Here is a 14,314-nt window from a genome sequence, read left to right on the forward strand (position 1 = left end):
GGCGGAACTGCACTTCTCCGTCGAATTAGGAGAGCCTTACCTTAAAAATGGGGTCGGTCGTCGATCAACGAGCGGCCGCTGTCGCGCGGAACACACCGGGTGCTGGCCATGAACCGACGTCGCCGTGGGCCTGCAGTGAGGCGGGGCTAGACTGCGGGCGACGGGGTGTGGCGCAGCTTGGTAGCGCACTCGCTTTGGGAGCGAGGGGCCGTGGGTTCAAATCCCGCCACCCCGACCAGTGGGACATCACGTGAGCGCCAGCTCCCTGCCTCTCCAGGCTCTACGCTGCCGTCCGTGGAGCGTCGAGCCTGGATCATCATGCTGCTGCTCGGCGCCGTCATGGGCGGACTGCTGGTTCGTCAGTCCGTCCTGATCGCCGTGATCGTGGCGACGGTCCTCTTCTCCGTCGCCTACTGGATGGCGCCGTGGCGGGGCGGCCGATCGATCGGACACGACGAGCTGGACTCGCTGCCGGCCGAGCAGCGACGCGTGGTGATCTACTGGCGCCCCGGCTGCGCGGCGTGTTCGAGCCTCAGGCACGCCCTCGGCCGGCACCGTGCCAACGCCGTGTGGGTCAACATCTGGCAGGACGAGGGCGCTGCCGCCTTCGTCCGGAGCGTCAACGGCGGTGACGAGACCGTGCCGACGGTGGTCATCGACGACGAGCCGTACACCAACCCGCCCCATCGTCTGGTTCTCGAGCATGTCCGCGAGCCGGGCTGACCCCGCCGACGGCCGCCCGGGTGTGTTGCCGATGTCCTGCGCCATGGGCTCGTCGAGTTCAGGCAGCTGATCGCCGCGGGCACGGGCGGTTTTCGCCCCGGGCACCGGGCACGAGTCAGTGCCGGCCTCGCTCCGGTCCGGCGTCGGAGCCGAGGCCACGCGATCCGGGCCTGCGGGGGCGGCGACCGGACGGGCTGTCGGCAATGATCGTGGCGGCGTCGGCGGCCCCGACCTGTGTGTGCCAGCTGTCGCCTTCGACGACCAGTGGGCCGAGGTTGCAGGGGCCCAAGCATCCGCACGGTGTCACCTGTGTGGTGGTTCCCCGTGCGGCGGTCGCCAGGGTGCGGTGGGTGGCGCCGGCTCCGTACACCAGGCAGCGCGGCCCGCGGCAGACGAAGAGGTGGCGCCGTGGCACGTCGAGCACCGACCAGGCGGGGGCTGCGAACCCGGACGGGGACGCGGTAACGGGTTCTCCGTCGGTGGTCGCCAGTCTGGTGACGGCGTCGACGGTGACGTCGGTGCGACCGGAGGCGATCCTCACCTCGCACGGGGAGGCTGTGGCGGATCGCCAGTGCGCGACCGCCCGGCCGATCCACGTCCGCAGGTAGCGGTCGGTGGGCAGGGCCAAGGGGACGCACAGGACGTCGGTGACCCCGGTGGCAGTGAGCTCGTCGAGGACCGCGGGGATCGACGGGTCCAGCTGGTCCAGGTGGGCGACCCGCACTGTGGCGCGCACCCGGCGGGCCACGTCGACGGCCAGCTGGTCCAGCGAGCGTTCGTCCACTCCGGAGGGTGTCGGCCGGGCGACGAGCACGAGGGCGCGGGTCGGCGGGTCGGTCATCCGGGTGCTCCCGTCCGCGAGGGGCAGCGCAGTACCCGGCACGCACGCATCAGATCGGGCGCGGTCGTGGGAGAACCAGCGGTGTCCCGGTGAGCGGGTCCGGAGTGATCAGGGCGTCCACTCCGAACACCCGCCGCACGGTGTCCTCGACGACGACGTCGGCCGGCGGTCCGGCGGCCGCGACGCGCCCGTCCCGCATCGCGATCAGATGGTGGGCGTAGCGGGCGGCGAGCTCCAGGTCGTGCAGCACCAGCACGATCGTGCGGCCCTGCTCGGCGTTCAGCCGGCGCAGCAGTTCCAGTACATCGAGCTGGTGGGCGAGGTCGAGGAAGGTGGTGGGCTCGTCCAGCAGCATCGTCGCCGGGTCTTGGGCGAGGGCCAGCGCGATCCACACTCGCTGGCGCTGGCCGCCGGAGAGCTCGTCCACCCCGCGATCGGCCAGATCGGACAGCCCCGTCGCGGCGAGCGCCGACACGACGGCGTGCTCATCGTCGACCGACCACTGTCGGAACCAGCGCTGATGCGGGTGTCGGCCGCGGGCGACGAGGTCGGCGACCGTGACCCCGTCCGGGGCGAGCGGCTGCTGGGGCAGCATCCCGAGCCGGGTCGCAAGGGCGGCCGGTGGTAACCGGGCGATGTCGGCGCCGTCGAGCAGGACGGTGCCCGACCGGGGGCGCAGCAGCCGAGCGAGCCCGCGCAGCAGTGTGGACTTACCGCACGCGTTGGGGCCGACGATCGCGGTGACGGCTCCCTGGGGCACCGCGACCGACAGGTCGTCGACGACGAGCTGTTCGGGTCCGTAACCGAGCGTGAGGCTGCGGGCTGCCAGGGCCGGCCGGTGAGGGGTGGAGGTCATGGTCATCCGCTTGCTCCGATCTTGTTGGCCCGCACCAGAAGGGACACCAGCAGCGGGGCGCCCACCAGCGCGGTGAGCACGCCGGCCGGTAGCTCGTAGGGGCTGAACGCGGTCCGGGCGACCAGGTCGGCACCGTTGACGACCAGAGCCCCGACGGCGGCCGAGGGCAGCAATCCTGGCGGACGGCCGCAGAGGAGGCGCCGCACGATCAGTGGGGCGACCAGGGCGACGAATCCGATCGGCCCGGCCGACGCGGTGGCCAGCGCCGCGAGCCCGACCGCGGCGGCCAGCAACCCGATCCGGGGTGGCTCCAGGCGCGGGGCCAACGACCGGGCCAGATCGTCGCCCAGCTCCAGCAGGCGCAGCATCCGTACCAGCCCGACCGCCACCGGGGCCAGAACGGCGACCGCGACCCCGGCCGGCACGACATCCGGCCAGGTCCGACCGGCCAGGCTGCCGACCTGCCAGGCCGCGGCCCGGTAGGCGGCGTTGGTGTCGGCCCGGCTGAGCAGGAAGGTGGCGACCGCGGTCAGGATCGCCGCGACGCCGATCCCGACCAGCACCAGCCGGTAGCCGGTGAACCCGCCGCGGTGCGCGATCAGGTACACCGCCAGCGCGGCCACCCCGGCGCCGACCAACGCGCCGGCCGTCACGCCGAACCCTGCGCCGCCGAACACCAGGATCACCAGGACCGCCCCGGCCGCAGCTCCCGCGTTGATCCCGATGACGTCCGGGCTGACCAGTGGATTTCGCGCGAGCCGTTGCAGGATCGCCCCGGAGATCCCGAACGCCGCCCCGACCAGCACTCCGACCGTCGCGCGTGGGATGCGGTGCCGCACCACGACGTCGTAGGTGATCATGGTGCCGTTCCCGGCGATCGTGTCGAGCACGGTGTCCAGCGGCATCGGGTAGTCGCCGACGGCGATCCCGCACACCGCCACGCCCAGCGCCAGCAGCCACCCCGCCGTCGCGACGGTGATCGCGCGCACGTCGACCCGGGCCGAGAAGCCGCCGCGACGCAGCACCAGGGCCGGCCCGTGAGCGGCGGTCACAGCGCCGGGACCTTCCGGGTCCGGACCAGGTGCAGGAAGAACGGGCCGCCGACGAGAGCCGCGGTGATCCCCAGCTGGATCTCCTCCGGGGCGATCAGCACCCGGCCGGCGACGTCGGCCAGCAGCGCCACCGTGGCCGCGACCAGCCCGGACAGCGGCAGCACCCACCGATGGGCCGTCCCGGCCAGACCGCGGGCCACGTGCGGGGCGACCAACCCGACGAACGCGACCGGACCGGCCAGCGCGACCGCCGTCCCGGCCAGCACCACCACCGCGACCAGCCCGGTGACCCGGACTACGGTCGGGCGGGCACCGAGGCTGCGAGCGGTGTCGTCACCGAGGGCGAGCGCGTCGAGCCGCCGGATCAGCACGACCGCGACAAGCAGACCGGCCGCCAGGAACGGTACGGCCTGCCCGACCGTCGCCAGGTCCGCGCGGGTCAGCGAGCCGATCGTCCAGAACCGGAACCGGGCGAACAGGTCGTGGTCGAGCAGGACCAGCGCGTTGACCATCGCCAGCAGCAGCGCCGACACCGCAGCGCCCGCCATCGCCAGCTTCACGGGGCTCGCCCCGCCGCGGCCGGTGGCGCCGATGGCGTAGACCGCGAGCGCGGCGACCGCACCACCGGCGAACCCGGCCCACACGTAGGCACCGAGGTCCTCGGCACCGAAGGCGAGCATCACCGCCACGATCGCGAACGAGGCGCCGGCGTTCACACCGAGCGTGCCCGGGCCCGCGAGGGGATTGCGGGTCAGCCCCTGGGCCACGCAGCCCGCGACCCCGAGCGCGGCCCCGGCCGCCAGCCCGGCCAGCGTCCGTGGCAGCCGGACGTGCCGCACGACCAGATCGGACTCGGTACCGGAGAACCGCACGAGCCCGTCGGCGAGCGCCCGCCAGGACACCGCGGCCCCACCGACCTTGAGCGACAGCACCGTGGCCGCGACCAGCACGACGACCGCGCAGGGCAACGCCATCGGCGCGGGCAGCACGCCGCGCCACCGCGCCGGGGCCCCGGCACGGGCGCCCGCCGGCCTCGCCGTGACCGTCACCGCGGATGCACGAGGTCGGCGACCGTCTCCACGGCGTGCGGCACGCGGACTCCCGCGGCACGATCGGCGAACAGGAACGGATGCACCCGCCCGTCCCGCACCGCGTTCACCTGAGCCAGCGCCGGGTTGTCGCGCAGCTTCTGCGCGTCCGGCTCGCCGTCTGCCCGGGTGTAGGTGCCGTCGCAGCAGGTGGAGGTGAGGATGACGTCCGGGTTGCGGGCGATGATCTCCTCGACCCCGACCGGGATGTTGCGCTTCGCCCTGAGGTCGGCGAACACGTTCCCGGCGCCGGCCATCTCCAGGATCCGGGTCACGAAGTCCTGGCCGCCGGCGACGCTGAACGTGCCGTCGTCCTTGGGACTGATCACCGCAACCCGCACGACCGGCATGTCCGCGGTCCGCGATCGCACGGAGTCCAGCCGCCGGCGCATCTCGGCGACCACCTGCTCGGCCCGCTCGGACACCCCGAACAGCCGCCCCAGCCCGCGCACGTCGGCGTAGACGTTGTCCATGGTCACCGCGCGGGGGTCGATGGCCTCGTCGGCCAACCCGTCCGCGGACGGGCACAGCGGGCCGAACACCCAGCTCTGGACCCCGAGCCGGGCTAGGTCGCCGCGGGTGCCGAGGGTCTCGGACCCGGAGGTGGCAAACACCCCGTTGTACCCGGACACCACGAAATCGGGCGTCGCGGCCAGCAACGCCTCCCGGCTCGGCAGCTCCGGCAGGTAGTCCATCTCCGCCTGCGCCGGCGCGTAGTCGGGCAGCACCTGGGCGTCCAGGAACGCCGTGCCGACCACTCGGTCGGTCACCCCGAGCGCGTGCACCATCTCGATCGCCGGCTGGTACAGCGCGTAGATCCGCCGCGGTGGCTCCGGCACGGTCACCGGCAGACCGCAGTTCGTCTCCGTCACCGCTCCCGACGCCATCACGGCTCCGGGCCGGGGCGGTCCACCGCAGGCGGTCAGGACGAGCGCGGCGGCACAGCTCAGGGTGATGATCAGCCGGCGGCGGTGACCGGACAGCGCGGGCACGAGACCTCCTCGACACCAGTTCACCCGCGCAGTTTGCCACAATTGAAGAGCTGTTCACATGTCCCATTCGGATAGGACACACCGCGCCCGGTCACGGGCACCGACCGCAGCGCGGCACGCAGGCATCGTCCCGCCCTGCTGGCAGATTCGTCCGCATCGGCCCGAGCCTGGACTGGCACGGCCTCGGTGCCGGCAGGCAGACCCAGACTGGCACCACATCCAACCGCGACCTCACCTCGGCTGCGGAATGCCGGCCCGTCCGAACGGGCGTTTCACTTCATGGTGGCGAGTTGGATCAGATTGCCGCAGGTGTCGTCGAGGACAGCGACGACGACTGGGCCCAGGTCGGTCGCCTCCTGGGTGAACTCGACCCCCAGCCCCTTGAGCCGCTCGACCTCGACGTGCACGTCGTCCACGGCGAACTGGGTGAACGGGATGCCGTCGGACACCAGCGCCTTCTTGAACGGCCCCGCGGCCGGGTGACCGTCGGGCTCCAGGAGCAGCTCGACCCCGTCCGGGTCGGCGGGCGAGACGACGGTGAGCCAGCGGGCGTCACCGGCGGGCACGTCGGTCTTCTTGATGAAGCCGAGCTTCTCGGTGTAGAAGGCCAGTGCCTTGGCCTGGTCGTCGACGAGCACGCTGGTGACGTTGATGCGGATCATGGGTTCGGCGCCTTTCGATCGAGGGGCCACCGCTCGACGATCGAGCGCAGCGGGCTCGTGTCGATGTGGTGGAACTTGTACCGGCCTTGCTTCCGTGCGTGCACCAGGCCGGCCTGTTCGAGCACGGCGAGATGCTGCGAGATGGCCTGGCGGGTGGAGGCCAGGCCGTGCTTCATGGCCAGGCGGCCGCAGATCTCGAACAGTGTCTGGCCGTCCTTGTCGATCAACTCGTCGAGGATGGTGCGTCGTGTCGCGTCACCGATCGCCTTGAAGAGCTCGGGGGCTGCGTCCACGACCCTTTATAGGCAAGTACCTACTTGCCTGTCAAGGCTCCGCCCGCAGGCGGCGCCGGATCGTCCGAAGGACCGTCCCGACGCGGCGCCGGACTCGCTGCCCCCGCCCGGGGTTCGGCCCGGCCAGGTGCGCGACGACCGCCGTGGCCGCCGACCGGGCACCGCGGCCGGCGCGCGCTCACGCGATCCGCGCCCTACGGTGTCGACGGCGGCACGCGGAGGTTGTGATGATCGACCGGCGGGAACAACGAACGCAGCTACGAGCCGCCGTGTACGGCGGCGACGGCACGGAGCTCGTCGCGCTCCTCCAGGCGAATCGCCTGCTCGACGACGGGCCGCTGCAGTTGATCGGGGATGGCCAGGTGGCCGCCCTGGCGAACCAGGTGGAGGGCGCGGCCGAGCTCGCCGCGACCTGTGCCGAACGGCTGCGGGGACGCGGCTGGCTCGGGGACGACGAGCTCGCCGAACAGCTCGAGTCGCGGCTCGGCACCCGCCCACACCGATGCTCCGCCCGTTGCCCGTTGCCCGTCGACCTCGACGAGCTCGCGATGGTTCTCGAGGGTGATCCGCTGTCCGGGGGTGGGCGCATCGACCTGCAGAGTGGCGAGGTGTGGCCGCAGGCCGCGATCGAGTACGCCGTCGAGGTCGGCGAGGAGCCGGCGGACGAGGAACCCGTCCGGACCGGTGGCTGTACGTCGACTGCGAGGGCTCCCGGCAGGGGTACCGAGACATGGAGGCCTTCATCGACAGCCGCACCGACCCGGAGCGGGCGGAGCGCCTGAGCATCGCGATTCAGGGTCGCGGTGCCTTCCGCCGGTTCAAGGACGTCCTGTCCCGGTCACCGGGCGAGGTCGAGGAGTGGCACTCCTTCTCGGACGAGCGACAACGTGGCCGGACCCGAGCCTGGCTCGCGGACGAAGGTTACTGCGTGGCGCCGAGGTCGCCAGGACGGCTGGCGACCTGACGCCGGCTCGATCCGGAACGGCTGGTGCGGGAGCCGAGTCGGCTCCGCGGATCCGCCATGAGCACCGGACCCGCTCCGACCGCGGAGCGGCAATTCCGTTGCCGACCGCCGGCCCACCTGCTGTCCTCGCCCACGTGCCCCGCATCCTCACCCTGCCCGCCGACGGCCCCGTGATCGCCGGGGAGTCCGACGCGACCGACCTGCTCGGCGACGCGTTCGCCCACGAGGCCGAGCTGGTCGCGATCCCGGTGGAGCGCCTCGACCCCGAGTTCTTCCGGCTGCGCAGCGGGCTGGCCGGCGCCGTGACGCAGAAGTTCGCGCAGTACGGCGTCCGGCTCGCGATCGTCGGGGACGTCTCGCGCTGGACCGCCGAACCCGGCCCGGTCGCGGACTGGGTGCGCGAGTCGAACGCGGGCCACCAGCTCCGGTTCGTCGCCGACGCCGCCGACCTCGGCTGAGCCGGGTCAGGCGAGCTTCTTCGCGTGCGGCCCGGCCAGCAGCACCGGGCAGTGCGCCCGCTGGATCAGCGAGAGCCCGGTCGAGCCGAGCAGCAGCCCGGTGAACCCGCCCCGGCCGCGGGTCGCGACGACCACGAGCCGGGCCGCCTTGCTGTGCTCGGCCAGGGCACGCCCCGGCTCGGACCGCTCGATGACCCGCTCGACGGCGACGTCCGGGTAGCGGTCGGACCAGCCGGCCAGCCGCTCGGCGAGCGCCCGCTCCTCGGCCTCGAGCAACCGGTCGAACGCCCCGGCGGCGCGCAGCGCCGGGGACTTCCCGTCGTGCCAGGCGTGCAGCGCGACGAGTCCGGTGTGGTGCGCCGATGCGGCGGCGAAGGCGTGCGCGAGGGCCGTCTCGGACAACGGACCGTTGTCCACACCGACCACGACCGGTCCTTCCTGGACGGTCCCGCGGACAACGACGACCGGGCACTCGGCGTGCGAGGCGACGGTGAGCGTCACCGACCCGAGCGCGTAGCCGAGCGCTCCGTGCCCGGCGTGCCCGAGCGCCACCAGCAACGCCGTCCGCGACTCCTCGATCAGGGCGGCCGCGGGCGCCTCCCGGGCCGTCCGGGTCCGCACGGACACCCCCGGCGCGATCTCGGCGGCGGCGTCCCGGGCCGCGCCCAGGATCTCGTCGGCCTCCTCGCGCAACCGCTCCTCGACGTCGTCGAGCATGGGGGCAGCGGCCGAGTCGGCGTAGAGCCCCGCAACGTCGAACGCGTGCACCAGCAGCAGGTCGGCGTGCTGTTCGGCGGCCTCCCGCGCGGCCCAGCGGACCGCGTCGAGGGACGGCTGCGACCCGTCCACCCCGACAACGACGGCACTCATCGTGAGCAACTCCCTCCTGCGGCCGCTCCGGGCGTCTCCGGCCGCTCCTCCCCCAGCCTGCTCCAGTCACGCGTTGCGCGCAGCGCGTCGCCGCATGTGGGGTCCGTCCGGGCCGGACACGGCACCCGCGGCCCGGGCGTCGATCGCTACGGTGATCCGGGGCACGAACGAGGAGGTGGTCCCCCGTGCATGCACCGAGCGTCCTCGTGGTCGGCGCCGGGTTCGGCGGCATCGCGGCCGCGATCGAGCTGCGCGCACACGGCATCCGCGGCGTGACGATCGTCGACGCGGGCCCGGACATCGGCGGGACCTGGCTGCACAACACCTACCCGGGCGCGGCCTGCGACGTCCCGAGCCACCTGTACTCGTTCTCGTTCGCGCAGCGCACCGACTGGACCCGGCTGTGCTCGCCGCAGCCGGAGATCCTCGCCTACCTGCACGACGTCGCGAAGGAGTACGGCGTCGCCGACCTGGTCGAGACCGGCACCCGGGTCGTCGCCGCCGACCGGCCGCGCGCCGACGGCCCGTGGACGGTGACCGCCGACGACGGCCGGACCTGGACCGCCGACGTCCTGATCCTCGCGACCGGGCAGCTCAACCGGCCGGTCGTGCCGGACATCCCGGGCGCGGACACGTTCGGCGGGCACACGTTCCACTCGGCCCGCTGGGATCACGAGCACGATCTGCGGGGCCGGCGCGTCGCCGTCGTCGGGACGGGGGCGAGCGCGGTCCAGTTCGTGCCCGAGATCGCCCCCGAGACCGGGCACCTGACCGTGTTCCAGCGGTCCGGCAACTGGTTCCTGCCGCGCCGCAACCGCCCGTTCCCGCGCTGGTGGCGGGCCGCGGTCCGGCACGTGCCGGGGCTGCAGCGCTGGCGCCGCCGGTTCATCACCGAGTACTGCGAGTCGATCACGCTCATGATCCGGCACCCGTCGACCTGGGGCCGGGTCGGGCGGCTGTACTCGACTCTGTTCATGCGGATGCAGCTGCGCGACCCGGAGATCCGGCGCAAGGTGTGGCCGGACTACACGTTCGGGTGCAAGCGGATCCTGTTCAGCTCGCACTGGCTGCCGGCACTGCAGCGCGACGACGTCACGCTCGTGACCGAGCGGGTCACCGGGATCGTCCCGGAGGGCGTCCGCACCGCCGACGGCCGGACCCACGAGGTCGACACGATCATCTGGGGTACCGGGTTCGCGGCGACCGACTTCATGTTCCCGATGGAGATCACCGGCCCGGGTGGACGGTCCCTCCAGGACACCTGGGCGGACGGTGCGCACGCGTACCTGGGGATGACCGTGCCCGGCTTCCCGTCGATGTTCGTCCTCTACGGACCGAACACGAACACCTCCGGCGGGTCGATCATCCGGTACCTGGAGCACCAGGTCCGCTACGTCCGGGAGGCGCTGCAGGAGGCGCAGCGGCGCGGGGCGCGCGGCGTGGAGGTGCGGGAGGACGTCGAGCGGGCCTACGACGCCGAGGTCCAGTCCCGCTTCCCCGGCACCGCCTGGACCCGCTGCGACTCATGGTACCGGGACGAGACCGGCCGGATCGTCACCAACTGGCCCGGCTACATGCGCGAGTACGACGACCGCACCCGCCGCGTCGAGCCCTCCGAGTACGAATTTCACTCGTGAGTGGTTACGAGGGCTCTGACCCTGATAACCACTCACGAGCGCGGCAGCGCATCTAGGGTGGCAGGGTGGCCACCGCCCGCTTCCCGCACCCGCCCGTCGCACCGGGTTCGACGGCGCTGAGCGCCCGGCTCCGCGAGCTCGTCGCCGCCGCCCCGGACCGGCCGATCGCCTCCGACGGCGACACCACCCTGACCCGGGCCGCGTTCGACGCCCGCACGAACCGGCTCGCCCGCGCCTTCGCCGACCGGGGCGTCACCCGCGGCGACCGGGTGTCGATCGCCCTGCCCAACACCGTGCACCACCTGGAGTGCTCGGTCGCGGCGTGGAAGCTGGGGGCGGTCCCGCAGCCGTTGTCGGCCCGGCTTCCGGACGCCGAACGCGCTGCGGTGCTGGAGGTCGCGCGGCCCGCGCTCGTCGTCGGGTCCGACGTGGACGCAACCGGGTACGACGACGACCCGCTGCCCGACGTCGTCGGACCGTCCTGGAAGGCGCCGACCTCCGGCGGCTCGACCGGCCGCCCGAAGCTGATCGTGGCCGGTCAGGCGGCCTGCGTCGAGCAGGTCCTGGAGCGGGTGGACGGCCTGCGGATCGAGCGCGACGGCGTGATGCTGTGCACCGCGCCGCTGTACCACAACGCGCCGTACATGTTCTCGCTCATGGCGCTGCTGCAGGGCCACCACGTCGTGCTGATGCAGCGGTTCGACGCGGCCCGCACCCTCCGGCTGATCGGTGAGCACCGCGTGACCTGGCTCTACGTCGTGCCGACGATGATGGGCCGGATGCTGCGGCTCCCCGCCGAGGACTGGGCGTCCGCCGAGCTGGGGAGCCTGCGCACCGTGCTGCACGTCGGCGCACCCTGCCCGCCGGAGGTCAAGCGGGGCTTCATGGACCGGGTCGGCCCGGAGACCGTGCTCGAGCTGTACTCCGGCACCGAGTCGCAGGCGGGGACGGCGATCGACGGCCGTGACTGGCTGGCCCGGCCCGGTTCCGTCGGGCAGGTCGTCCGTGGTGAGATGCGGATCTGCGACGACGACGGCCGCGAGCTCGGCCCGGGCGAGATCGGCGAGATCTGGATGCGCTCCACCGGGCCGGCGACCTACCACTACCTCGGCGCGGTCCCCCGCGAGCGGGACGGCTGGGAGTCGCTCGGCGACATGGGGTACTTCGACGCCGACGGCTGGCTCCACCTGGCCGACCGCCGCTCGGACATGATCCTCGTCGGGGGCGCCAACGTGTACCCGGCCGAGATCGAGGCCGCGCTGGCGGCGCACCCGGAGGTGCGCGACGCCGTCGTCGTCGGGCTACCCGACGACGACTACGGCCGGATCGTGCACGCGATCGTCCAGCCGGTCGCGGGGTCCTCCGGGAACGGTCTGCCCGAGCGGCTGGACGCGCACTGCGCGGACCGGCTCAGCCCGTACAAGCGCCCGCGCAGCTACGAGATCGTCGACCACCCGCTGCGGGACGACGCCGGGAAGGTTCGCCGCTCGGCGCTGGCCGAGGCCCGCCGCCGCGCACCCGCCGAGTACGTCTACGACTCGTGAGTGGTTATGAGGGTCCTGACCCTCATAACCACTCACGGGCGCGCCAGCGCCGCCTCCCAGGTCCACTCCTCGGCCATCGGGTCCGCGCAGTCCGGGCACGGCACCGCCACGCCCGTGGTCTCCGTCGCCGGCAGTTCCGCCTCCGCGCCGCAACCGGCGCATCGGCACCAGGTCACCTCGGTTGCGTACATGTGTTCGATGGTGAACCACACGCGTGTAGTTCGCAAGCCGGTGCTACACGTCGTCGAGCAGGTCGGCCACCGAGTCCACCACCCGGGACGGCCGGAACGGGAACCGGTCGATCTCGGACTCCTGGGTGATCCCGGACAGCACCAGCACGGTGCGCATCCCGGCCTCCAGCCCGGCGAGGATGTCGGTGTCCATCCGGTCGCCGACCATCACCGTGGACTCCGAGTGCGCGCCGAGCCGGTTCAGCGCGGCCCGCATCATCAGCGGGTTCGGCTTGCCGATGAAGTACGGCTCCACCCTGGTCGCCTTGGAGATCATCGCCGCGACCGACCCGGTGGCCGGGAGGATGCCCTCCGGGGACGGCCCGGTCGCGTCCGGGTTGGTGGCGACGAACCGCGCGCCCCGCTCGACGAGCCGCATCGCGGTCGCGATCGAGGAGAAGCTGTAGATACGGGTCTCACCGAGCACGACGTAGTCGGGGTTGCGGTCGGTGATGACGTAGCCGATGTCGTGCAGCGCGGTCGTCAGCCCGGCCTCGCCGATCACGTAGGCGCTGCCCTGCGGGCGCTGGTCGTTCAGGAACGCCGCGGTCGCCAGCGCGGAGGTCCAGATCGCCTCCTCGGGGACGTCCAGGCCGGTGGCCTGCAGCCGGTACCGGAGGTCCCGCGGGGTGTGGATGCTGTTGTTGGTCAGGACGAGGAACGGGACGTCCTTCTCCCGCAGCCGTGCCAGGAGTGTGTCCGCACCCGGGATGATGCTGCCCTCGCGGACGAGGACACCGTCCATGTCGGTCATCCAGCACTCGATCGGCTTGTGCTCCACCACGCCACCGAACACTAGTTGTGCCCACTCACCCGCGGTGTTCCGGCTGGCATGTGGGGCACCAGAACAGGTTGCGCGCCGCGTGTGCGGCGTGCCGGACCTCGGTGCCGCAGACCAGGCAGGGCAGGCCGGCGCGGCGGTAGACGTACACCTCCCCGCCGTGCCGGTCCTTGCGGCCGGGCTCGCCGCGGCGGCGCGGGTCGTGCTCGGGCCGGACGGTGTCGATCCGGCCGGTCCGCACCCCGTCGCGCATGAGGGCCACGAGGTCCGGCCACATCGCGTCCCAGGTCTCCCGGTCCAGGGACCGGCCGGGCAGCAGCGGGTCCAGGCCGTGCCGGAACAGCAGCTCGGCCCGGTAGACGTTCCCGACGCCCGCCACCACGGACTGGTCCATCAGCAGCGTCGCGAGCGGGCTGCGTGAGCGGGCGATCCGGTCCCGGACGCGGTCCGGGTCGGCGTCGCGGCGCAGCGGGTCCGGGCCGAGCCGGGCCCGCAGCGCCCGCGCCTCCGCCGAGGTGATCAGCTCGCACGCCGTCGGGCCGCGCAGGTCGGCGTAGTGCGTCTCGCCGACCAGCCGCATCCGCAGCTGCCCGACCGGCTCCGGCACCGGGAGCTCCCCCTCGGCGAACGTGCCGTACAGGCCGAGGTGGACGTGCACGACCCGGTCCCGCCCGTACCGGTGGAACAGGTGCTTGCCGTGGGCCTCGGCTCCGGTGAGCACCTGGCCGTCGAGCAGCCCGGCGGAGGTGGCGAACCGGCCCTGCGGGCTGGACACCGAGACCGGCCGGCCGGCGAACAGCTTGCGGTGCATCCGCGCCAGGCGGTGCAGCGTGTGGCCCTCCGGCATCAGCCGGGGAGGTGGTACTCGCCGGTCCGCTCGTAGTCGAGCATCTGGTCGATCCGCCGCTGGTGACGCTCGTCGCCGGAGAACGGGGTGGCGAGGAAGGCGTCGACGATCGCGGTGACCTCCTCGAACGAGTGCTGGCGGGCACCGACGCCGATGACCTGGGCGTCGTTGTGCTCGCGGGCCAGCGTCGCGGTGGCCTCGTTCCACGCCAGCGCGGCGCGGATGCCCTGCACCTTGTTCGCGGCGATCTGCTCGCCGTTCCCGGATCCGCCGAGCACGATGCCGAGGCTGCCGGGATCCCCGACGACCCGGCGGGCGGTCTCGATGCACCAGGCGGGGTAGTCGTCGAGGGCGTCGTAGGTCGGAGCCCCGACGTCGACCGCATCGACGCCCTTCCCGGTCAGGTACTCGACGAGCTTGCCCTTGACCTCGAAACCGGCGTGGTCACTGCCCAGGTAGACGCGCACGGGGCAGGA

General features: G+C 72.9%; 18 protein-coding genes and 1 tRNA gene. 6 read left to right on the forward strand and 13 right to left on the reverse strand.

Annotated features, from left to right (window positions below):
* Window positions 1-161 precede the first annotated feature (161 nt).
* A tRNA-Pro gene (locus tag H7X46_RS20450) sits at window positions 162-238 on the forward strand.
* Between the two features lie 80 nt (window positions 239-318).
* Window positions 319-723, forward strand: a complete 405-nt coding sequence (locus tag H7X46_RS20455) for a glutaredoxin domain-containing protein (RefSeq protein WP_186360931.1) — start codon at window positions 319-321, stop codon at window positions 721-723.
* 115 nt (window positions 724-838) lie between these two features.
* Here H7X46_RS20455 and H7X46_RS20460 read toward each other — a convergent pair whose 3' ends face one another.
* The 8 genes from H7X46_RS20460 to H7X46_RS20495 form a co-directional block, all read right to left on the reverse strand.
* Complete coding sequence (locus tag H7X46_RS20460) at window positions 839-1,564, reverse strand: (2Fe-2S) ferredoxin domain-containing protein (RefSeq protein ID WP_186360932.1); 726 nt, start codon at window positions 1,562-1,564, stop codon at window positions 839-841.
* 49 nt (window positions 1,565-1,613) lie between these two features.
* Complete coding sequence (locus H7X46_RS20465) at window positions 1,614-2,426, reverse strand: ABC transporter ATP-binding protein (protein ID WP_186360933.1); 813 nt, start codon at window positions 2,424-2,426, stop codon at window positions 1,614-1,616.
* Window positions 2,423-3,472: an iron chelate uptake ABC transporter family permease subunit gene (locus H7X46_RS20470; protein WP_186360934.1), complete on the reverse strand. Its 1,050-nt coding sequence runs from the start codon at window positions 3,470-3,472 to the stop codon at window positions 2,423-2,425. The genes H7X46_RS20465 and H7X46_RS20470 overlap by 4 nt, the downstream gene beginning before the upstream one ends.
* Window positions 3,469-4,461 (reverse strand): FecCD family ABC transporter permease, encoded by a 993-nt coding sequence (locus tag H7X46_RS29940; RefSeq protein ID WP_370588879.1) that lies wholly within the window; start codon window positions 4,459-4,461, stop codon window positions 3,469-3,471. Before H7X46_RS29940 ends, H7X46_RS20470 begins: the two co-directional genes overlap by 4 nt.
* A 56-nt stretch (window positions 4,462-4,517) precedes the next feature.
* Window positions 4,518-5,552, reverse strand: a complete 1,035-nt coding sequence (locus H7X46_RS29945; protein ID WP_370588880.1) for an ABC transporter substrate-binding protein — start codon at window positions 5,550-5,552, stop codon at window positions 4,518-4,520.
* A 272-nt stretch (window positions 5,553-5,824) separates the two neighbouring features.
* The gene (locus H7X46_RS20485; protein WP_186360935.1) at window positions 5,825-6,214 is read right to left on the reverse strand and encodes a VOC family protein; all 390 of its coding nucleotides are present in this window, start codon (window positions 6,212-6,214) and stop codon (window positions 5,825-5,827) included.
* A complete protein-coding gene (locus H7X46_RS20490) occupies window positions 6,211-6,507 on the reverse strand; it encodes a metalloregulator ArsR/SmtB family transcription factor (RefSeq protein WP_186360936.1) in 297 nt (98 codons plus the stop codon). Before H7X46_RS20490 ends, H7X46_RS20485 begins: the two co-directional genes overlap by 4 nt.
* A gap of 257 nt (window positions 6,508-6,764) precedes the next feature.
* Complete coding sequence (locus H7X46_RS20495) at window positions 6,765-7,007, reverse strand: hypothetical protein (RefSeq protein WP_186360937.1); 243 nt, start codon at window positions 7,005-7,007, stop codon at window positions 6,765-6,767.
* 110 nt (window positions 7,008-7,117) lie between these two features.
* Between H7X46_RS20495 and H7X46_RS20500 the strand changes: the two genes are divergently transcribed.
* The gene (locus tag H7X46_RS20500) at window positions 7,118-7,471 is read left to right on the forward strand and encodes a UPF0158 family protein (RefSeq protein ID WP_186360938.1); all 354 of its coding nucleotides are present in this window, start codon (window positions 7,118-7,120) and stop codon (window positions 7,469-7,471) included.
* Window positions 7,472-7,605: 134 nt separating this feature from the next.
* Window positions 7,606-7,929 carry a DUF4180 domain-containing protein gene (locus H7X46_RS20505; RefSeq protein WP_186360939.1) on the forward strand — a complete coding sequence of 108 codons (324 nt, stop codon included), beginning with the start codon at window positions 7,606-7,608 and terminating at the stop codon, window positions 7,927-7,929.
* 6 nt (window positions 7,930-7,935) lie between these two features.
* On the opposite strand, the gene H7X46_RS20510 is transcribed toward H7X46_RS20505, so the two are convergent.
* Window positions 7,936-8,799 (reverse strand): universal stress protein, encoded by an 864-nt coding sequence (locus H7X46_RS20510; RefSeq protein WP_186360940.1) that lies wholly within the window; start codon window positions 8,797-8,799, stop codon window positions 7,936-7,938.
* A 185-nt stretch (window positions 8,800-8,984) separates the two neighbouring features.
* Between H7X46_RS20510 and H7X46_RS20515 the strand changes: the two genes are divergently transcribed.
* Together H7X46_RS20515 and H7X46_RS20520 are read left to right on the forward strand one after the other, a co-directional pair.
* Window positions 8,985-10,436 carry an NAD(P)/FAD-dependent oxidoreductase gene (locus H7X46_RS20515; RefSeq protein WP_186360941.1) on the forward strand — a complete coding sequence of 484 codons (1,452 nt, stop codon included), beginning with the start codon at window positions 8,985-8,987 and terminating at the stop codon, window positions 10,434-10,436.
* A 65-nt stretch (window positions 10,437-10,501) separates the two neighbouring features.
* Complete coding sequence (locus H7X46_RS20520; protein ID WP_186360942.1) at window positions 10,502-11,980, forward strand: AMP-binding protein; 1,479 nt, start codon at window positions 10,502-10,504, stop codon at window positions 11,978-11,980.
* Between the two features lie 32 nt (window positions 11,981-12,012).
* On the opposite strand, the gene H7X46_RS20525 is transcribed toward H7X46_RS20520, so the two are convergent.
* The 4 genes from H7X46_RS20525 to H7X46_RS20540 are packed head-to-tail and all read right to left on the reverse strand — an operon-like array spanning window position 12,013 to window position 14,305.
* On the reverse strand, window positions 12,013-12,171 hold the full coding sequence (locus H7X46_RS20525) for a hypothetical protein (protein WP_186360943.1): 159 nt from the start codon (window positions 12,169-12,171) through the stop codon (window positions 12,013-12,015).
* 43 nt (window positions 12,172-12,214) lie between these two features.
* Window positions 12,215-12,964 (reverse strand): HAD-IIA family hydrolase, encoded by a 750-nt coding sequence (locus H7X46_RS20530; RefSeq protein WP_222132216.1) that lies wholly within the window; start codon window positions 12,962-12,964, stop codon window positions 12,215-12,217.
* 55 nt (window positions 12,965-13,019) lie between these two features.
* A complete protein-coding gene (locus H7X46_RS20535) occupies window positions 13,020-13,838 on the reverse strand; it encodes an Fpg/Nei family DNA glycosylase (RefSeq protein ID WP_186360945.1) in 819 nt (272 codons plus the stop codon).
* Complete coding sequence (locus H7X46_RS20540) at window positions 13,838-14,305, reverse strand: ribose-5-phosphate isomerase (protein WP_186360946.1); 468 nt, start codon at window positions 14,303-14,305, stop codon at window positions 13,838-13,840. Before H7X46_RS20540 ends, H7X46_RS20535 begins: the two co-directional genes overlap by 1 nt.
* Between the last annotated feature and the right edge of the window lie 9 nt (window positions 14,306-14,314).

Source organism: Pseudonocardia sp. C8 (assembly GCF_014267175.1).
Classification (GTDB): Bacteria; Actinomycetota; Actinomycetes; order Mycobacteriales; family Pseudonocardiaceae; genus Pseudonocardia.